The sequence below is a fragment of the Dictyobacter sp. Z7_2 genome, from assembly GCF_057551105.1.
In genome coordinates this window covers 2,248,116-2,267,700 of record NZ_BAAJPE010000001.1, presented here as the reverse complement: position 1 = coordinate 2,267,700, position 19,585 = coordinate 2,248,116, and the positions used below count along the sequence as shown (strand labels likewise).

Annotated in this window: 15 protein-coding genes; 4 read left to right on the top strand and 11 right to left on the bottom strand. The window is 51.1% G+C overall.

The annotated features are described in order from the left end of the window. Positions 1 to 104: 104 nt before the first annotated feature. The 4 genes from AC27N8_RS09010 to AC27N8_RS08995 are packed head-to-tail and all read right to left on the bottom strand — an operon-like array spanning position 105 to position 6,471. On the bottom strand, positions 105 to 1,958 hold the full coding sequence (locus AC27N8_RS09010; RefSeq protein WP_487066127.1) for a TRAFAC clade GTPase domain-containing protein: 1,854 nt from the start codon (positions 1,956 to 1,958) through the stop codon (positions 105 to 107). 40 nt (positions 1,959 to 1,998) lie between these two features. Next, complete coding sequence (locus AC27N8_RS09005; protein WP_487066125.1) at positions 1,999 to 3,135, bottom strand: hypothetical protein; 1,137 nt, start codon at positions 3,133 to 3,135, stop codon at positions 1,999 to 2,001. 1 nt (position 3,136) lies between these two features. Beyond that, complete coding sequence (locus AC27N8_RS09000) at positions 3,137 to 4,735, bottom strand: hypothetical protein (RefSeq protein WP_487066123.1); 1,599 nt, start codon at positions 4,733 to 4,735, stop codon at positions 3,137 to 3,139. Further along, positions 4,732 to 6,471, bottom strand: a complete 1,740-nt coding sequence (locus tag AC27N8_RS08995) for an Hsp70 family protein (RefSeq protein ID WP_487066121.1) — start codon at positions 6,469 to 6,471, stop codon at positions 4,732 to 4,734. The genes AC27N8_RS09000 and AC27N8_RS08995 overlap by 4 nt, the downstream gene beginning before the upstream one ends. A gap of 197 nt (positions 6,472 to 6,668) precedes the next feature. On the opposite strand from AC27N8_RS08995, the gene leuS reads away from it, so the two are divergent. Next, complete coding sequence (gene leuS, locus AC27N8_RS08990) at positions 6,669 to 9,149, top strand: leucine--tRNA ligase (protein ID WP_487066119.1); 2,481 nt, start codon at positions 6,669 to 6,671, stop codon at positions 9,147 to 9,149. Between the two features lie 120 nt (positions 9,150 to 9,269). On the opposite strand, the gene AC27N8_RS08985 is transcribed toward leuS, so the two are convergent. From AC27N8_RS08985 to AC27N8_RS08960, 6 genes are all read right to left on the bottom strand, one after another. After that, positions 9,270 to 11,111 (bottom strand): MraY family glycosyltransferase, encoded by a 1,842-nt coding sequence (locus tag AC27N8_RS08985; protein ID WP_487066117.1) that lies wholly within the window; start codon positions 11,109 to 11,111, stop codon positions 9,270 to 9,272. 209 nt (positions 11,112 to 11,320) lie between these two features. Further along, entirely contained in the window at positions 11,321 to 11,884 is a 564-nt protein-coding gene (locus tag AC27N8_RS08980) for a Fur family transcriptional regulator (protein WP_487066115.1), read from the bottom strand. A gap of 82 nt (positions 11,885 to 11,966) precedes the next feature. Beyond that, positions 11,967 to 12,869: a metal ABC transporter permease gene (locus AC27N8_RS08975; protein ID WP_487066113.1), complete on the bottom strand. Its 903-nt coding sequence runs from the start codon at positions 12,867 to 12,869 to the stop codon at positions 11,967 to 11,969. 6 nt (positions 12,870 to 12,875) lie between these two features. Continuing rightward, positions 12,876 to 13,787 carry a metal ABC transporter permease gene (locus AC27N8_RS08970; protein WP_487066111.1) on the bottom strand — a complete coding sequence of 304 codons (912 nt, stop codon included), beginning with the start codon at positions 13,785 to 13,787 and terminating at the stop codon, positions 12,876 to 12,878. A 15-nt stretch (positions 13,788 to 13,802) separates the two neighbouring features. Further along, the gene (locus tag AC27N8_RS08965) at positions 13,803 to 14,579 is read right to left on the bottom strand and encodes a metal ABC transporter ATP-binding protein (RefSeq protein ID WP_487066109.1); all 777 of its coding nucleotides are present in this window, start codon (positions 14,577 to 14,579) and stop codon (positions 13,803 to 13,805) included. 49 nt (positions 14,580 to 14,628) lie between these two features. Next, the gene (locus AC27N8_RS08960; protein ID WP_487066107.1) at positions 14,629 to 15,540 is read right to left on the bottom strand and encodes a metal ABC transporter solute-binding protein, Zn/Mn family; all 912 of its coding nucleotides are present in this window, start codon (positions 15,538 to 15,540) and stop codon (positions 14,629 to 14,631) included. A gap of 227 nt (positions 15,541 to 15,767) precedes the next feature. On the opposite strand from AC27N8_RS08960, the gene AC27N8_RS08955 reads away from it, so the two are divergent. After that, positions 15,768 to 16,169: a hypothetical protein gene (locus AC27N8_RS08955; protein WP_487066105.1), complete on the top strand. Its 402-nt coding sequence runs from the start codon at positions 15,768 to 15,770 to the stop codon at positions 16,167 to 16,169. A gap of 117 nt (positions 16,170 to 16,286) precedes the next feature. Here the strand turns inward: AC27N8_RS08955 and murA are convergent, their stop codons facing one another. Next, on the bottom strand, positions 16,287 to 17,579 hold the full coding sequence (gene murA, locus AC27N8_RS08950; RefSeq protein ID WP_487067916.1) for a UDP-N-acetylglucosamine 1-carboxyvinyltransferase: 1,293 nt from the start codon (positions 17,577 to 17,579) through the stop codon (positions 16,287 to 16,289). A 235-nt stretch (positions 17,580 to 17,814) separates the two neighbouring features. Between murA and AC27N8_RS08945 the strand changes: the two genes are divergently transcribed. Further along, complete coding sequence (locus AC27N8_RS08945; RefSeq protein WP_487066103.1) at positions 17,815 to 18,477, top strand: DedA family protein; 663 nt, start codon at positions 17,815 to 17,817, stop codon at positions 18,475 to 18,477. A 149-nt stretch (positions 18,478 to 18,626) separates the two neighbouring features. Further along, on the top strand, positions 18,627 to 19,493 hold the full coding sequence (locus AC27N8_RS08940; protein WP_487066101.1) for a HEAT repeat domain-containing protein: 867 nt from the start codon (positions 18,627 to 18,629) through the stop codon (positions 19,491 to 19,493). Positions 19,494 to 19,585 lie beyond the last annotated feature (92 nt).

The following is a 19,585-nucleotide window of genomic DNA, read 5'->3' as shown; positions in this document are numbered from 1 at the left end:
GGGCGCGATGTCTCACTCGACGTACGATCAGGCAGGCCAGCATGGTTCGCTGAAATCCTGCTGCCTCTTACGTCGAGTGGGACATCGCACCCGAGCGTGCGACGCTACTTTTTAATATTTCCGATATGAGTTAATATCCAGAGCAGGGGATGTAGGGGATGCAAGGGGGAGTTCAGATCGGCCTGTATCTCTTCGTGCGCTGAACTGGCGAAATATTCGACGTATTTGAAATGGGCCTCTATGTCGCGCATTAAGGGCTCAAGCCCACGGGCGATGAGGAATGTGCGTACCAGATACCTTATGGCTTCGGCTTCGGTATGGATGGCTGCATCGTTGGTGCGCACTTTCTGGATCGCTGAAATGCTGATCTCTTTCTGCAAGATGTCTGCGTCTGCCTTGGTGATGACGATGGCTATGGGAATCGCGGAGCGCCAACGATTGTTGATGCGTCTGTAGATTTCAAGCTGTTGCAGCATGTGTTCGTAAATTTGCATGATGATCAGTTCGCCAGGTGGCGGGAGTTGTATGTCAGCATCGCTTTCACTCTGACGGCGTGATGGGAGGCGCGGCAGTGTCAGCGGATCGATCATAAAAAGAATGGCCTGGATGTGACGATAATACTGCTGCTTGGTGCTATTCACGGTGCTCTCAAATGAGCTTCCGCTGGTGTCGTAAAGATTGAGCATGTAGGGCGTGCGTGTCTGGAGTGCTCGCATCTGGAGTGTGTAGGCCGCTGGTACGATCTCTTGCGTTGGTGAGAGCTTGTCACCGTTTTGAAGCTGTTGCGACAATATTTTGAAGCTTTTTTTCTGGCGCGGATCGCTGAAGGTGATGCTCATTGCGTGTTGTTGGGCGTAGGTCGTGGAAAGTTCCTGCATGGCGCTGATGAGGTGAGTTGTTTTTCCGACCGCCCGGTCTCCAATGTTGGCTATGTGGATGTTTGTTCCATGTCCGAGGTTGCTGTTCAAGATATGATGACAGTGAGGACAGACGCGTGTAAGGCTATTTAATCCATACATATTTAATGTTGGCAGCTTTGTGCCGCATCCGCTACAGCGATGAGAGAAGATGCCATAGGTATCAGGCTTGAGTTGTGGATGCTCCGTCTGGCACGTTGGGCAGATGTAGATCGGCATCGACATCTCTTTATGGCAGGCGGGACATTGTAGAGCAAAGTGGCGTATGCGCATCGTAATGCTATAGGTTAATGAGAAGATGGTGATGCTGACTAACGCCACGCTTTGCCAGATCAGGAGTATACCTGTGTAGATACAGGTGTAAATGCTACAAAACTCGATCGCTAATCCATATTGTATAAACCCCGCCAGCTGACAGCTCGATTTGATAAGCCAGAGCCAGTAAGAGATATGCCAGTTTCTCATCCACGTCCAGCCAGTCAGTGTGTCGGCGGCATCAAACCAGGAATAGCTGAAACGACGCAGGTTCTCGTAAAGATGATCTACCACCATTGCCTCTATCTGCCATCCACGATCGAAGGCATAGCTCTTATACGCTGGTGGAGGCTTGATGCTTCCCTGTGCTATGATTGGTTCCCGCGGATATTTATGTCCAATGATAAGCAGCCGCTCCAAATTTCTGATCGCGATAAACAAGCCGCTAACCAGGCCAGTGCCGATAAATAAGATCGGTGTGCCAGGTAATAAAAGAACTATGACAAAGAGTATATTGAACAGAATGGTGATCAGGAGCGGTCCGGTCATGATGATGCTCTGGATAATTGCGATTTTTCCATATGTGCTTGGCTGGATGTGTAACACCTGCTGACCGAGATATCCTGAGAATATCAGCAGCCAGTCGTGTGCTTGAATGATCCAGTTGAGTAGCTGTGTTGCCGGGCCGATGATGTCAATTTTGCGCCCTTTTAGCATTATAAAGCCTATGAGCTCCAGGAGTATCAAGACGCCAGCATTTAATCTTCTGCGTATATCTTTGTTCATGACTCATATCTTTCATCAGCAACGAGAGCCTGTGCATATTTTAGACGAGTTTTAGTTGATGTAAAATCCAGAGAAAAGGGTCTTCAATGCGCAAAGTACTGGCAGCCGAAACTCTGCTGTTGGAGCCAGGTGGCTCGCTGGGTGCGGAGATGCCAGAATAGGTATAGCGTGCAAAGTTTTCGTGAATGAATTGATTAAACTGTGGGCTTATCCATGATGCAAGATAGTTTTCAATTTCTGTATGGACTGATTGCAGGTCTTTGAGATCGATGTGTCCGTGATGCTCGGATGGATGATGAAGTGCCGAGTCTGGTTCCAGGAGTGCTGTGAGGTTATCGACTTTTGAGAGCGTGAAGGCTGTCGGCGTGCGCACTTTCTTAGATCCTGGTAGATGCTGGACCTCTTCAAAGAGGTAGCGTAGATGCTCGACGTTATTTTTCGGAGTCGCCTCTTGATCGAACTGTGGCAGTTCCTTGGCTGAGATCTGTTGACGGATGGCAGGAATCTGAAGTGGATCAAGCAGGAGAATGATGCCATCGGCGGAACAGATCTGGCGGTCTGGTTGCGCTGTACTTTCAGATGCTGCGCCACTGGTATCGAACAGACTGATATTCAGTGCTCGCCGCTTATGACCCTGTATGAACATGAAACGCAATGTCAGTGGAACGTTGTCCAGCTTGACCACCTCAACGGCATCTGGTGTTGTTTTTTTCTGTGTGAAGAGGGGCTGATAGAAATCTTGCTGCCAGCGCTGTTGCACGCGATCATCGGGGATGCGGATTGTAAACTTGAAGTGCTTGCTCGTCTCATATTGCAGATGATTGACCAGCGCCGCGATATATTGCAATCGCTCAGCCTCCTGGGCTCCAATAATCGTAATACTATACTGATCGATCAGTCCTGTCTCATACGGCAGTTCCTCATGGCACCTGGGACAGATGCGTGTATGGCTGGCGTAATGGCAGGCATCGCATGCTATCGTACGTAGAGGGTGGAGGTGTAATCCATGCCGCTCGGGAAAAAGGATACGTCCCTGAGGCGTTTCGTGTGCATTATGAGCCTTTGCATAGATCTCGTCTGGTACTTGTCCGCTGCAATCTGGCATGACGCAACGGAAGAGCAGTCGAGTTGCCGAGAAGCGGTGATAACAGGATGGACAGATAATTGTACGTGCCATATCAGCTTAACCTCAACTGTTTGCGGGCTGGGTGATGAATGATGATCGTGTTATACAGACGCTCATCTTCTAAGAAAAGCTTGCCAAACGTTTGAGTCGGAAGCACTGTGCTGGGAAGGTCGATACGGATCTCGCCTTTTTTATTTGTTTGACCTTCGACGACGTAAAAACGATCGCCGTCGCTTTTTTTGAGCGGTAATCCATGTGCTTTACTGATCAAGACAAGCGGTGGAATTGGCCCAGAGTTGTTGACAATCAAGTACAGTACACGCTTGCGATGCAAGATCTGAGAGGTTTGAATCTCATAGGTCAGGATGGTTTTATGCAAGTGCAGGTGAATATAGGTACCGTTTCCTACGACGTGCAAGCCATCTCGATCGATAATGGAAGAGATGAGGATGCTGTAATGTTGATCCCAGGTGCCATTGATGTCGTAGTATCCCAATCGATCGTATTCGGATTGGCTGACGTAGATCGTGGTGACATCTTTGGTGTTATGCTGTATCGCTCCCGTCCCATCGCCGTATGAAATATAGACTGCCTGGCAATTGGGTGGCCATTTCCAATAGAGGCGGATCGCCGAGTTTAAAATATGATATTGTAGGTCTTGTACATTCTCAACATCGGCGGAGGATTGAACGGTATTGAGCGGCTCACCAGCAGGCACGATGTCTGTACCAGTGCCGCTCTCTCGCTCGTGTCGTACCAGACCCGGCATCGTGATAAACCATTGATGGGTTCGACCATAGTTTTTTAATTGTGCCAATGCTTCTGCTTCTTGCCAGCCAGCTTTTGTCGCTTGTTCAAGATAGTAGAGTACCTGTTTGGGATGGATCTCTTTGATTTTGCAACGCCTGACATTATCCTCAAGATCCTTGAGCAACTGGCGGAGTGATGTCTGACGGAGTGCTTCGTCGTATCTGGCTCGCATCTCCTCCGATTTGAAGAGATTCATCACGAAACCTGCCAGTTCTACGCGGACGGTAACCTCTGCCGTGGGAGGCAGCCGTACTTCATCGATATAGATCTTTTCGGCCGCATGAAAGATGTCACCTGTCTTGCTTTGCGCTGTACATTCCACAAAATCATAGAGCGTCTGCATATGCAGAATTTCCAGACGATCGGTAATGTTAGCCATCATGGAGGCATCGAGAGGTTGATGCTTCAGGTCATATTGCATGTCTATGGGGGGAGCTTTGACGGTGATGCGCTTCTTTATCGATTCGGCTGACGCGATATGTTTGAAATCTTTTGTGAAGCGGTTAATCTCTTCTGGTTCTACATGTTCTTTCAGGTTAAGCAGCAACAACTGCTTCTCAAAATACTCGTTTTCCGCCTGATAACGTCTGGCAAGCAACTCGCGAGCCTCAGCCGCCTCCTGTGAGCGCAATTTGGGGTTTTCCATGATCTGACGTATCTGAGGAAGGAGGGCACGATTCAACTGTGCTAGCAGGGCTTTTTTCGCCACTCCATCGCTATCGCGGTTCCACTGCCGGTTTTTTTCCTGCAATGATTTTTTATAGGCCGCAGCATCCCACTCCTCGTCAGGATTGATCTCGAGGAGCAGGAAAAAGTTGGGGCGGGCTGCTGATGTCGTCATAGAATTTTAATTTGTTGTGAGCGAATTCTCGCCTCTTGCAACTCGACTTGCGTCATTGCTCCTTTCGTTTCGAACGTGGTGTCAATGATCGTGTTGCTATGAGGCTCTCTTCCCGTAACATGCAGGCGGCCCTGCGTGTTCATCTCGATAGTGACTTCAATCGGCGCGCTTTCTGGCAAATTTGCAGGCAAGGTCAACGTGATTGTACCAATCTCGGAGTCATCGGAAAACTTATCTGGCTCAACAATGCGGGATTCCTCAGTCGTCTCCATAATCGTCAGCACCACTGTCTCCTGCTCAGCTTCGATGGTTCCATAGGTCTTTGTCTGTGTGATTGGCAGTGGATCGTTGACTCTGACCAGATTCGAGATGACTTTTCGACTCCTGGATGTTCCATGATCGATGGTGGCTATGACTCCAAAGCTGTGGCTGGCTACGTTCGTGATGGCGGATGAGGTGAGCTTGCCGATTGCTTCATCTTCAACGCTGAGCGAGCGAGCCACGGCAGCCTGGGCCTTTTTGAGGAAGGTTGATGGAATCTCTACTGGCTCGTTGGCCGATGCTGAGTTTCTCGCGTTTTTGATAATTCGCTCGGCATCATTGCTGATGCTGCTGACTTTTTCCGCTACCTGTTGCATTTCGGCCGCTCGGGTGCGAATGTTCTGCTGCAGAAATAATCTCTGCCCATAGAGAGCGGCCCCTTTGGCCACTGCCTCATCGGGTTCGAACAGACGCAGCGGCAGTTGAAATTCTTTATCCAACCGCTCGGTAACCTGTGGCATCCTGGTGGAGCCGCCGACCAGCACAATCTGATCAAAGTGAGTATAGCCACGCTTCCGAGCAGCATTCATGGTGAGCTTTGTAAACATCATCGTGCGATCAAGCAGACTAGCTGTAAGCTCATCGAATGTATCGCGTGTCAATTCTACCTTTACTGTTTGCCCATTGTGAGAGACCGCTACGCGTGTCTTCCCACGAACAGTCAGAGCACGCTTCGCTTTCTCGGATTTTAGCCACAGATCTTGTAAGGTGTCTGCTGCCTCGAGGGGATCATCCGGTGAACCGGTGTGCTCTCTCCACTGCTGAGCCAGGTAGGTGACGATGACTTCATCCCAGTCACGACCTCCCAGATGATGATCACCACCGGTGGCCACGACGGTCGTCGCATCACTCTCGATCGCGATAATCGCAATGTCGAACGTTCCTCCACCGAGGTCATAGACCAGTACAACTTGATCATTGCTATGTTGCAAGCCATAGGAGATAGCAGCAGCAGTCGGCTCGCTGATAACTTCGTGTACATGTAAGCCTGCGATCTCGCCTGCGTGAGCGGTTGCTTCACGCTGTGCGATGCCGAAATAGGCAGGGCAGGTAATTACAACGTCTCTGACCGGCACGCCGAGCGTCTCTTCCGTATCAATCACAATTTTGCGCAGGATATAGGACGAGATTTCTTCCGGAGAATAGTCTTTTCCATCGTAGTGAAACTGCCAATCGGCTTCGCCCATGTGACGTTTCACCATTTCAACCACGTTATCCGGGTTCAAAATGGCACTATTCTTCGCTTCTTCGCCCACGATACGCGCCTCTTTTTCGAAGAGAACCACGGATGGGGTCGTTAATTGATGTTCCTGGTTGGGAAGCACATTTGCCTTACCACTGGCATCCACATAGGCAATGCAGGAGTAGGTGGTCCCAAGGTCAATTCCAAAAATGATGTTTTGTTGATCGCTCACTTAGACTTCGTAATGCCTCCCTCTTTCAGAGTGGGGAATATATATCACGCCTTACCTTAGCAAAAGCCAATGCGCTTTCAAAGGGGGATATAGGGACAGTTCTCAAAATCTGTCGTGGCCTTCGCACGTAACGTTTTACTGCTCGACTAATGATATAATGTTGGTGATTTTGCACGAGAAATAATGAGGAGGATGCTATGTCTGAAAAACCACCTGTTCATGCGGCTTCTGTACCTGTGTCGCAGCTACGCGCTCCCAGATACGACTTTGCTCTCTTTGAGCAGAAGTGGCGTGAGCGTTGGGAGGATCAGAAGCTCTACCAATTTGATTTAGAGCGAGCTCAGAAGCCGTATTATAACTTGATGATGTTTCCTTATCCTTCGGCTGAAGGTCTGCACGTTGGCAATGTGTATTCCTACGTGGGCTCGGATATCCATGGGCGCTGGAAGACGATGCAGGGTTTCGATGTCTTTGAGCCGATGGGCTTTGATGCCTTTGGCATTCATAGTGAAAACTTTGCCATCCAACGTGGTATTCATCCGCGCATCCTCACGGCACGCAATGTCGAGCATTTTCGCGAGCAGCAGCTGAAGCGTATCGGCAATCGCTTTGATTGGTCGCACGAGTTGAACACGACCGAGCCCGAATATTATCGTTGGACGCAGTGGATCTTTGTGCAGCTCTTTAAAGGCGGATTGGCTGAACGTAAGGCTGCTCCTGTGAACTGGTGTCCGCATGATCAGACGGTGCTGGCCGATGAGCAGGTGATCGATGGTCACTGCGAGCGCTGCGGGTCGGTTGTGGAGCGTCGCTGGTTGGAGCAATGGTTTTTGAAGTCGACCAATTATGCTCAGTCCCTGCTGGATAATCTGGAGCAGCTGGATTGGACCGAGCGTGTGAAGTCTATTCAGCGCAACTGGATTGGTCGCTCAGAAGGGTTGGAGTTCCAGATGGTTGTCGCCGGGATGCCTGAGCAACAGATCCAGGTCTATACGACGCGTCCAGATACCATCTTTGGGATGACCTTTGTGGCGCTGGCACCACATCATCCTCTGGTGGATCAGATCACTACTCCCGCCCAGCGTGCGGCGGTCGCCGCCTATCAGGAGACCGTGAACAGCCTGCGTACCTCAGACGAGCAGACGACGACAGGTGTCTTTACGGGTGCCTATGTATTGCATCCTTTTAGCGGAGAGCGTATCCCGATCTGGATCGCCGATTTTGTCCTGGAGGGCTATGGCGCGGGTGCCGTTATGGGTGTGCCTGCTCACGATGAACGAGATATGGCTTTTGCGCAACAGATGGGTCTACCAATCCTGTTTGTGGTGCAGCCCGTTGGGAAAATGCTGACCGCTTCCGAGCAGACGCAGGCTTTTATCCTGCCCGGCACCCTGACCGACTCAGCCGCGTATTCTGGTATGACCTCTGAACAGGCCCGTATAGCTATCATTGATGAGATCGAGGCGCGAGGATTGGGCCAACGGAGCGTCAAATATCGGCTGCGCGATTGGCTGATCAGTCGACAGCGCTACTGGGGACCACCGATCCCGATCATCTACTGTCCAGAACACGGAGCCGTTCCTGTGCCCGAGGATCAGCTACCTGTCCTGCTGCCAGATGTCGAGAATTGGATGCCATCCGGTACCGGCGTTTCTCCGCTGGCGGCCATCGAAAGCTTCGTCCAGACGACCTGTCCCATCTGCGGGCAGCCCGCCCGACGTGAGACCGATGTGAGCGATAACTTTCTGGACTCGGCCTGGTATTATCTGCGCTATCCATCGGTTCATGATGTCTCACAGGCCTGGGATCCTGCGATGACGCGTAAGTGGTTGCCTGTCGATATGTGTATCGGTGGAGCTGACCATAGCGTGCTGCATCTGATGTATGTACGCTTTATCGCGATGGCTTTACACGATCTGCATCTGCTGGAATTCAACGAACCTTTCACGCACTTTCGCGCCAACGGAACAATCACGCGCGATGGTACCAAGATTTCTAAGTCGAAGGGCAATGTAATCAATCCTGACGAATACATTCAGCGCCTCGGCGCGGACGCCTTTCGCCTGCATCTGATGTTCATGGGTCCCTATGAGGCCGATGGCGATTACAGTGATCGTGGCATTGGTGGCGTCGTGCGCTTCCTGGATCGTGTCTGGACGCTGGTGCAGCAACGTTATGCGCAGGCAGCGCGGAAATCGACTCAGCTCAAGCGTGAAGAGCAACGCCTATTGCATCTGACCATCAAGCGCGTCACCGATGGTATACAGGCATTCAAGTACAATACATCTATCGCTGCCCTGATGGAACTGCTCAATGCGCTGGAACGTCGCACAATCAGCACCCGTCAGGAGCTCAAAACGTTGCTCATGTTGTTAGCTCCTTTCGCTCCATATATCGCAGAAGAGCTCTGGGAGCAGATAGGACAGACTGGCTCGGTCCATCGTGTATCCTGGCCTACCTACGATCCGCAGGCTTTGCTCCAGGAAAGCATGATCCTGCCAATTCAGGTCAATGGACGTCTGCGCGATCGCCTGGAGATCGCCTCCGACACATCCGAGGAAGACATCAAGCAGCAAGCCATCGCAGCCGAGAAGATCCAGCCCTTCATCGCCGGACACACCCTGCAAAGGATCATTTATGTGCCCGGACGCCTGCTAAATATCGTCACCAAACCGTAGCGTCGGACGCTTGCGTACGATGTCCCACTCGACGTACGAAACAGCAGAATCTCGTCACACCACGCTAGCCTGCCGGATCGTACGAGAAACTGGGACATCGTACGCAAGCGTCCGACGCTACTAGGGTGTGGAGGTATTATCGGGCACGAGGGCTTTCCAGGGGCTACCGGTTGTGCCTGTACTGATCTCCTCTTCGCTGATCGGCTCATGCGGATTGGGCATATCGGCCGGGGGCAGGTTGCCCGTGAGGATAGGCTGTCGTGCTTCCTCGATCTTGGTCTGAAGCTGAGCGCGTTTCATCGGCTGAGTCTCCTGTTTCTCAAGGGCCAGACGACTATCGATCTCCGCCAGCAGGAGCGCTATCTCAGGACGTAAGACCCGGTTCCGCTCTGGGATACGGCTCCATTGCGCCATGGCTGCTGGATAATATCCTGCTCGATAGCAGTAGAGACCAAGCATGGCGCGTGCATCATAGATATTCATCCGCTGCCAGAGAGCCGCCTCTTCGGCAGGTGTCTCGATGACGTCCTCGCTGGCCTCGATGCTCTCGACGTGATGGTAGAGCTTGATGCGCATGATGGCTAATGGATAGCCATAATAGAGTGCCAGTCGTAGATGACGTCTCCGGCCGGGAGTCTCCTGCTTGCCCACAAAATAGCTTTTGGTCCACGTGCCGCTTGACCAGATGATTGCCATCAAGACAAAGGCCAGGAAGCGTGCCATATAGCGCTGCCAGACAATCGTATCCACGGAGATCATCACGCTGAGGGCGGCAAAGATTGCTCCAAGCGCCCAGGCTCCATAGACCAAGCGCTTGCGATTCCAGCCGAGCAGGTCGAAGTGATGATGCAGAGGAGTGGCTAAAAATGGCAAGGGGAATTCTGTGTGTGGGACGAAGTGCTTCTTGTTATCGAAGCGCAGGATGTGCAAACGACGACGATATAAGGGTGTAAGGATGCGTGTGGATATGATGACTGATAAGGCTTCCAGCACGAAGACTCCTCCAATGGTTGTTAAGAGAAGAATCTCGTTGCGCGAGAAGATGGCAATCATGGCGAGCAGGCCACCTAGAGCCAGCGCACCGCTGTCACCCATATAGATGGATGCTCTCCTTTTGACCATTGCGCTACGGCGAGCGGCCCAGGGGGAGGGCCAGTTCCAGGGAAGAAATCCCAGCACGCTGCCAGCGCAGAGAAGTGCCAGGATCTCCAGCACGATGCCTTCGGGATGATGTCCGAGATCTCCTAGTCGTCCTGTGACAGCAATTGCCAGCGCAATCGCTGCGCTGAATACCAATCCACCAGCCAGACCATCAAAGCCATCGCTAAAATCGACGGAGACAGCTGTGGCCGTTCCTGTAAAGCCTGTCAGGAAGACCAAAAAAATAAACCAGCCAAAAAAGGCGGTTTGTGGAAAAATAACCCTACAAGGGATGTCTCCGAGCGTATGGTTGTTACAAATAAGTTGCCCTAATCCTGGTAGATCCTTCCATAGACTGTACGATTCTTGACCTCCCGGAAAGAAAAAGAAGTAGCCGACAGCGGCCAGGATCGAGACGAGAAAGACGCCGGCAAACTTGGTATGCTCGGTCAGTCCCTGATTGCGATAGACTTTACGCCAATCGTCACAAAAGCCCACCACTGCATAACCGAACGTCGCACCCAATCCGATCAGGAGTAGGGACCATTGATCCTTATTGAGATCAAATAAATAGCCCGCAGCTATCCCCGTAATCACAATCGCTATCGTAAAGGCCGGCCCACCGACCAGAGGAAGCTCAACAGTTTTGATTTCGCGTCCATTGGTTGGCATGTCCATACGATGTGTCCCGGGTTTATGCTCACCACTGCGAAATGTACGGAAGAGCGTACGCGCAATTCCACAGAACAGCAAACTCATCACAAGACAGATAGCAAAGACGAGAAATAACCAGCAGATTTGTATTAGTTGTATCGAATTCATTATTTATTAAACTCTCAAGACCGATTTGCGGATAAAATGTTGTCACATGTCGGTTTACGACGGTTATTCCTCTATCCATGTAACTCTATCACTCCATCGGTAGGAAAATAGTCCCCCCACTGTTGCGTGGATAAGAAGAGATCTCCGTTATTCATTTGACGTTGCAACCCCAAAGAATTGGTCCATCTATCGAAATGGGATGTGGGAGATTAGGAGCGGCAGGTGGAGCAGCGTCCAAAGAGCGAGAGCGCATGTCCTTCGATTTCGAAGTTAGTTTGAGCTCCAATCGCGTCTAGCTGCTCTTCTGGCAGGCAGAGGTCGACTTCGACGACACGATGACATTGGGTGCAGGTGAGGTGATGATGATGGTTGTCTCCGCAGACGCGATAGTGATGAGATCCATCGGCAAATTCGATACGGTTCAGCAGTCCTTTGTCGACCAATTTTTCGATTGAACGGAAAACAGTGGCACGCCCAATCGTTGGTTCGAGCGAACGCAGCTCCTGCCAGAGATCATCTGTCGTGAAGTCGTTTCCCTGCTTGGCAAGTTCGACCAGTCGTTCTGCGATAAGGCGGCGTGGACGGGTGTTGCGCTGACTCATTTCATCGAAAGCTGCAAAAATCTTGTCCCCTATCTCCGTTGGCATTGCTGATTCTCCGTTTTTTTTATGTGCATGTGTCTGTATTCCTGAAGTATAGTATGCTTGCCAGACGTGATCGACCCCGGCGATAACTCTGGCTGAATACTTATAGTCTACCACATTTGATACCATCTAACCACGTCCCTTTCCACAAATTTTTTGAGTGGTAACACTTCCAAGGTATGTATCGCATATAAATCATTTCACACAATTTTTAGTAGATCAATGGATATTTTTCTTCTTTACTTATACAACATGGTACGATTTTTTCTTTACGCGTCACGCGGATGATGCCGAGCCGGTTGACGATTACTGCCAGAAAATATGCCACGGCGGCCAGTGCTGAGATGTAGAAGCCGACTGGTAGATAATGACCGAAGCTGCCAGTGAATGCCAGCAATAATCCAGCCCAGGTGAACAGCAGGCTGAGCACGATTGCCAGGCTGATGGATGCTCTAGGGTGATGGGTCAGGCGGAGTGCTGTAGCAGCTGGAGCGATCAGCAGGGAGATGATTAGCAGCACGCCGACGACCAGGATCGAGACGGAGATGGTGACCGATAGGAGCACGAGAAAGATGATTGATAAGCTGCGTACAGGTACTCCCCGCGTCTGTGCTACCTCTGGATCGATAGTGGCAAAGAGTAGTGGGCGGAATAAGAAGGCCAGTACCGTAAGGACTATGATGCCGCAGATAAGGGCGATGATCACGTCCGATCGTTTGACGCTGAGAATGGAGCCGAAAAGGATACCTACTCCCGAGGTACCCGCGCCCGCGCTACCTGATTGAGTATAGATGGTTAAGAAGAGAACTCCCAGACCGAGTGCAAATGAGAGTACCATACCGATCTCCACGTCGCGCCCCCGGATACGCTCTCCCAGCACGCCCATGCCTAAGGCTGAAAGCAGTGAGAAGATGAGCATGCCAACCAGCGAGCTAAAGCCAAAGACGAGCGCTCCTGTGGCTCCGGCAAAGCCGATGTCGGATAATGCTTCACCTGCGAATGTCTGCGAGCGTAGGACGACAAAATAGCCCGTACAGGCTGCAACGATGGCTACAATTGTGCCTGCAAAAAACGCGTTTTGTACAAATTCGTATTGAAAAAGCCCTGGCAACATAAATCCTTATCTCCCTCTCAGTGCGCGTTCGGTCAAGGTTGGCTCTCTGGCCTCGATGACAGGCTCTGCCTGCTCGCTCGCTGGCAGATCGCGGCGTCCGCGTCCGATCCAGTATGGCGAGGCGATACGTACGATGATATAGATCCCAAATGAAATACTGGCGATATAAAAGCTTGCCGGCCAGATACCATTATCTACAGCGCATAAAATGCCGATCCACATATAGCACAGTCCCAGCACCACTGCGATGAGAATGGCCCATAACGGACGCTGCGATATCCTTATCGCCGTTGCGGCCGGTCCTACTAATAATGTAAATACCAGCAGGGCTCCGACGATCTGAATCGAGACCGAGACGGTGATTGCTACCAGGATGAGAAATATGACTGCCAATCCTCGCACCGGGATACCACGTGCTTGCGCCAGGATGGGATCGAAGGAGCTAAAGAGCAAAGGGCGGTAGATAATCAGTATGGCGATGACGGTGAGCAGGGAGGTGGCAGCCATGAGTGCCACGTCGGTTCGGCTGATGCCCAGGATAGTTCCAAAGAGGACGCTATAGACACGTTCTGCATAGCCAGAGTAGAGTGAGAGGAACATCAAGCCGAGCCCCAGTGCCAGGGTCATGATAATGCCGATGGCGATGTCACGCTCCTGCAACTCTTTGCCGAGCAGGCCGATAAAAATACCGGCTACGATCGTAAAGACAAATAGACCGTAGATGGGACTGACTCCAATCAATACAGCGCCCGCCGCACCCGCAAAACCGATATTGGGCAGTGCATGTCCCGCGAAAGTCAATCCACGCGCAATCAAGAAGTAGCCGATGACCGCAGCGACGATGGCAATCGCTGAACCTGCTAGTAGCGCGTTACGCACAAATTCGTATTGGAGCGCATCCAGTATCGCAGCCCACATAGAAGTGTATCCTCTCTAGATTTCAGCTCCAACAACAAACATCCGTCCCAGTGCCTTCACAACTTCTACCGGTGATCCATAGAGCCGGGTTAATGTCTCGCTGGTGATGACTTCATCGGGAGATCCAACCGTACATTGCTTGTTGGCAACATAGATCACTTTGTCGACAACGTTGAGAAGCGGATTGATATCATGTGCAACCAGCATCACGGCAACATTCCGTGTCCGACAGACGCGGTTCACCAGGGCGACAATCTCCTGCCCCCGAGCGATGTCGAGGTTCGAGAGCGGCTCGTCGAGAAGCAGGAGGCGCGGGTTTGTCAGGAGAGCCTGCGCGATCAAGAGACGCTGCTGCTCTCCTCCCGAGAGTTGTCCCACGGGCGCGTTCGCGAAATGGAGCGCGTCAACTTCCAACAATGCCTTGTCGATGCGCTCATCGCGCTGACGACTGGGCCAGCCCGGACCCCAGCGATGTCCATCGAGCCCAAAGCCGACGATATCGCGTGCTCGTAAGGCGAGATCCGCTTCGAGTGTGCGATGCTGCGGTGCATAACCAATCTCGGTATTGCCACGGCGTGGTGCTCTACCCAGTACCTGTATTGAGCCAGCGCTCGGCTTGATTAATCCCAGGATCAGCTTCAATAGCGTGCTCTTTCCGGCTCCGTTAGGACCCAGGATAGCATGGAACTCGCCCTCCTGGATGTCCAGATTAATCTTTTCCTGGATTATGCGCGTTCCCAGACGTATCTGTACATTTTCAAGAGAAACAACCGGTGTTTTTGCTTCTGTCATTGCATCATTTCCATTTGTTCCTTATAGAGCTCACGGCTCTGCCTACAGGTTATTTGGCAGAGCTTAATGCCTGCTCTAAAGCCTCTAATTGGGCCAACATCCAGCTTTGATACGTTTTATCAACTGGCATTGTCTCGGTGACTCCAATCATAGGGATACTCTGCTGTCTGGCATCGCTCTGCAATTTGTTGGTCACAGCTGATTGTGTCTGTTTATTGTAAATCAGCACCTTGATGAGATGCTGATTGATCTGGTTATCGGTCGTGATGACACTGTTGGTTGGTGGATCGTTCCCTTCGGCCAGCGCTTTTTGAAAGGCAAATGGTGTCAAAACAGTGAGGTCGAGCAGGCTGGTTTGATAGAGAAAAATAGTTTCTGTCAGACCAACTGGCGTATGCGCGTATATAGCCTTTATATCTGTCATTTTTTGCTCGATTTTTCCCACCGCAACGTCAAACGTTTGTAGGTTTTTTGTGTAATCCGCCGCGTGGGGAGCATCGATTGTTTTCAGCGTTTGCGCCAGGTATGCGGCAAGCGTTTTCGCATTTTCTGGATTGTACCATACATGCTCATTGTCGGGCAATTTGACGGTTGCTATCTCGAATGCCTTGATGACCGTGCGGTCAGTTGTCTCCGTACTGGCTATCAAATTATCCATCCAATCGTCGTAGCCACCGCCGTTGGCAATTACGATTCTGGCTCTGGCGATCGCTTTAACCTGGTTCACGTTGCTCTCGTAACTGTGCGGATCAACGTTGGGGTCAGCGAGGATACTGCTGACATTTACGTGTTGGCCACCGATCTGTTTGGCAATATCGCCATAAAAATTTTCCGCCGCCACGATCTGAATTTTCCCATCGGAACTTGTCGTTTTCAGCGCAATGGTCTGGCAGGCGCTCAGCAACAATGAGATCAAAACAAATAATAAGAACCAGGCAGCCCTCGTGTATCTGAAGACCATGGATGAAATTCTCCCTAAAATAATGATCGGGTTCTGTGTGTTATTGATATAGTATCTCTATTACACATAGGATACCATAGTCTTGATGGTATTGCCAAGCAGCTAACTTCTGCCGAAAAGCATTGTCCTCTCTTTATCGTGAAGCGACGTGTTAATAATAAGAGATGGCTTTCTCTGCTCATATTAATTGGATTTAGGCCATCTACGTGAAAGAGAGGATGTTTTGTATGCCTGAGGCGAAATTGTTTGCCAGTAAGCTTCCTGGTGCTTACTCGATTGGTACACCTGATGGCCCTGACCTGGTAAGTGGTCAGGCACTTGAGGTTCTATTGGGAGGCCACTGGATCAGTGGTCGTGTCAAATATAGCGATGGCGTGCTGGATACTGAGGCAACGGATACGCAACGTGGAGGGACATATAATCAGAGCCATAGCGATGAAAATGATACCATCGTCGAAGCCTCGGAAGAATCCTTTCCGGCCAGCGACGCGCCAGCCTGGTCCGCAGAAAAGCAAGCGGGACAAGCCTCATCGGCGGCCAGTCTGGCCGCCGGATATTATTTTGTGGCGGACGCAGATCAGAGTATTTGTGGCATCTGCGTAGGGATGCAGATCCGCAACCAAAAGTAACGTCGCACGCTCGCGTGCGATGTCCCACTCGACGTATGATCAGGCAGGCCAGCGTAGTGCGCCGAAATCCTGCCGTCTCGTACGAGTCACAGGGACATCGCACGCGAGCGTGCGACGCTACTTTTGGGGAACGATGGCTTCGAGGCGTTCCTCCTCGATCTGGAGTCCCAGACGGCTCAGGCGGCGAATGATTGAGCTATAGCCGCGAGCAATCATCTGGGCATTGTCGATGATTGTCTCTCCTTCGGCGGCGGCTCCTGCGATGATGAGGGCGCTGCCAGCTCGTAGATCGTGTGCCCAGACGGTTGTGCCAGTCAGTTGAGATGGACCACTAATCACGGCTGATCCATCCTCCAGGGTGACGTGTGCTCCCATTTTGTTGAGCTCGTCGGCGACGCCAAAGCGCTGATCAAAGAGCGTTTCTCGCACGTATGATGTACCTGTGGCGAGGGTGGCCAGTGCGATCAGTGGGGATTGCAGGTCGGTGGGATAGCCAGGATAGGGCCAGGTGATGACGTTGACCGGGCGGAGCTGTCCTTGTCGTCTGACGCGGATGACAGGGCCATCTTCCTCTAGTTGAACACCCATCTGCTCTAGCTTCGCTCGCACTACTCCAAAGTGTCGCAGGTTGGCTCCAATCAGAGCGACATCTCCCTGCGTGGCGGCGGCCAGCATGGCCATCGTGCCCGCGTCGATGCGATCCGGCATGATGGTGTACTCAATGGCGCTCAACTCTCGTACGCCCTCGATCTGGATGATACCTGTGCCTACGCCAGAAATTTTGGCTCCCATCAAGTTTAAAAATGTCGCTACATGGGCAATTTCTGGTTCGAGGGCGGCATTTTCGATGATAGTTGTGCCTTCGGCCAGGCATGCGGCTGCAATGAGATTCTCGGTGCCGGTATGACTCGGCGTGTCGAGGTAAAGATAGGCTCCCCGAGGCTTTTCCATGCGTACCGAGATCACACTTTCATCTTCAGTAATTTCGGCTCCCAGGCGGGCAAAGCCTCGATAGTGGAAATCCAGGCTGCGCTTTCCCAGATTGCAACCGCCGACGGTCTCAATCGTTACCTGTCCGGTACGCATCATCACGGGAGGCAGAAAGAGGATCGAGCCTCGAATCAGGTTGGTGAGCTCGGATGGTAATGTGCTGGATGTAATCTGCGACGCGTCTATGACGAGCACTTGCTCCTCTTCGTGCAGCTTGATCTGTGCACCGAGCGCCCGTGCGATCTCTATGGCGACATATACATCGTTGATTAATGGGACGTTATGTAAAATTGTCTGCCCTCTTTTAGCCAGGAGAGAAGCAGCAATAATCGGCAATGCAGCATTTTTGGCCCCTTGAATGATCACAGTTCCTTCAAGGGGTTGGCCTCCGCGCACATGATAGCGCACTGGTGGACGTATCGACATAGAAGTAGAAATCTCCTTTAAACTATCTGCATAATCTATGCGTAAATAGCATAACATATTAAAATAGAGATGAATGGAAGACCATGACAGTGGTACAATAAAGACTCTCTTGCAACATGACCGGACAATTCTCAAAGAGGTAGTTGGATATAAAAAGGAACTCCCTTCGTAATAAAGGCATATCACTTATAAATATGGAACACGATTGAGTAATCTTTAGGAGATATCTATGTTCGCAGCGATTATTTCTTTTCAGACTTTGCAGGATGCGTTGCATACGTTTGGGTATCCGGCAGTAGCTTTTTTTGTACTGATCGAGTGTATGGGCATACCGATTCCCGGAGAGACGATGTTGCTGCTGGCTTCATTTTACGCTGCTACTGATCCACAATTACAAATTATCATTGTTATCCTATGCGCCTCTCTGGGAGCCATTCTCGGCGATAACATCGGCTATTATGTTGGCCGCACAGGCGGGCGCGCTTTTGTAGCCAGATTTGGACGCTTCTTTTTTGTGAAAATGGAGCATCTCGATATTGCTGAGCGCTACTTCAATCGTCATGGAGCTAAAACTGTTTTCTTCGGACGCTTTATCTCCATTTTACGCATCTTCTCCGCTTTTCTCGCCGGCATGAATCGCATGCCATGGCGTACATTCATGCTTTATAACGGCCTGGGTGGCATTGTCTGGTCGACGTATGTTGGCTTGCTTGGCTATATCGCCGGACACTACTTCCATGAGCATTTTGATCAGGTTGAGGGATTGGCCCGCACAATTGGATGGGTGGGCTTTGCCGTGGTTGCTGTGATCGTGATTGTGGCTATCTTCCTGATACGCAGACGCATCGTGAAAAGCATCTCAAAGCCAGTTACCTCTGGGGAACTGCACTGATCTCATCTGCTCCGTTGAAAAAATCATGATGAAAAAAATAACGTCCTGGCCTTTTTTGCGCAAATCTTTATGTTTTTTTCAGACAATTTGCTAGTTTTTCCGCTAGAATAGTTACGTGTGGTGATTTTATGCTAAGTAGGGGGTCGCGGATGTTTTGTAAAGCCGAGAGTGCTCTTGGGGAGTTAGGGGATACGGTGGTGGTTGAGCCGCTCATCGCTGTGAACTTAAATTCTGATGAACTCGAAGGTGATTATATGGACGTAAATGTAGTGACCAACATTGTTTTTGCATTGAGAAAGTTAAATAACACGCGGGCAGTTGAGCCATTGCTGGCTGCCACGGCCCGTCGCGATGAACAGACACGCGCTGTGATTGCTCTCTCGCTGGGTAGCTTTGGTGATACCCGGGCGGTCGAGCCACTGATCAATTTACTCGACGATGATGAAGCGTTGATTCGCTGCGCGGCCGCTTGTATGTTAGGTGATCTGGGCGACCGACGCGCCGTTGAGCCTTTGTTGGCGACTCTCGATGATGACGATTTTGAGACCCGCAACAGTGTGATAAAGGCGCTTGGCTTGTTAGGAGATAAGCGTGCAGTCTCCCCGTTGCTGGCGCGCCTGGAGCGGAATAAAGCCGACTACCGGCGTGTTTTTATAGTCGAAGCGTTGGATCGCTTCGGGGATTTGTCGGCAGTTGAGCCGCTTATTCAGCGTCTGTTAGATCTTGATGAAGATGAAGAGGTACGTCAGGCTGCCACTGAGGTCTTAGGACGTCTCGGCGATAAGCGTGCGGTCCCCTTCTTGCTCCCTGAATTGGCGGATACTGATGGCGACTTTGCTTATGAGTTGCGCTGGCGTGCAGCTGTTGCACTGGGGCAGATCGGCGATACACAGGTGATTGCACCATTGCAAGCGTATCTATCAGATCCAGAACCGGTAATGCGTATGGCTGTCAGCGGGGCTCTGCGTCAATTATTAGCCGTGCAGGCCATCGAGGCTTCCGATGAATTAGCTTAAATTGTATCTATAATAAAAATAGGCTAAATTAAAGCTTGATTACTCTTTTGTAGCTGTCTGCGATTTTGATCATAGCAGCTATGTACTATACT

Bases quoted from the DNA above. Each gene is read 5' to 3' on its own strand.
- AC27N8_RS09010 (WP_487066127.1), bottom strand. From the start codon at position 1,958: ATGAACAAAGATATACGCAGAAGATTAAATGCTGGCGTCTTGATACTC.
- AC27N8_RS09005 (WP_487066125.1), bottom strand. From the start codon at position 3,135: ATGGCACGTACAATTATCTGTCCATCCTGTTATCACCGCTTCTCGGCA.
- AC27N8_RS09000 (WP_487066123.1), bottom strand. From the start codon at position 4,735: ATGACGACATCAGCAGCCCGCCCCAACTTTTTCCTGCTCCTCGAGATC.
- leuS (WP_487066119.1), top strand. From the start codon at position 6,669: ATGTCTGAAAAACCACCTGTTCATGCGGCTTCTGTACCTGTGTCGCAG.
- AC27N8_RS08985 (WP_487066117.1), bottom strand. From the start codon at position 11,111: ATGAATTCGATACAACTAATACAAATCTGCTGGTTATTTCTCGTCTTT.
- AC27N8_RS08980 (WP_487066115.1), bottom strand. From the start codon at position 11,884: ATGGTATCAAATGTGGTAGACTATAAGTATTCAGCCAGAGTTATCGCC.
- AC27N8_RS08975 (WP_487066113.1), bottom strand. From the start codon at position 12,869: ATGTTGCCAGGGCTTTTTCAATACGAATTTGTACAAAACGCGTTTTTT.
- AC27N8_RS08970 (WP_487066111.1), bottom strand. From the start codon at position 13,787: ATGTGGGCTGCGATACTGGATGCGCTCCAATACGAATTTGTGCGTAAC.
- AC27N8_RS08965 (WP_487066109.1), bottom strand. From the start codon at position 14,579: ATGACAGAAGCAAAAACACCGGTTGTTTCTCTTGAAAATGTACAGATA.
- AC27N8_RS08960 (WP_487066107.1), bottom strand. From the start codon at position 15,540: ATGGTCTTCAGATACACGAGGGCTGCCTGGTTCTTATTATTTGTTTTG.
- AC27N8_RS08955 (WP_487066105.1), top strand. From the start codon at position 15,768: ATGCCTGAGGCGAAATTGTTTGCCAGTAAGCTTCCTGGTGCTTACTCG.
- AC27N8_RS08945 (WP_487066103.1), top strand. From the start codon at position 17,815: ATGTTCGCAGCGATTATTTCTTTTCAGACTTTGCAGGATGCGTTGCAT.
- AC27N8_RS08940 (WP_487066101.1), top strand. From the start codon at position 18,627: ATGTTTTGTAAAGCCGAGAGTGCTCTTGGGGAGTTAGGGGATACGGTG.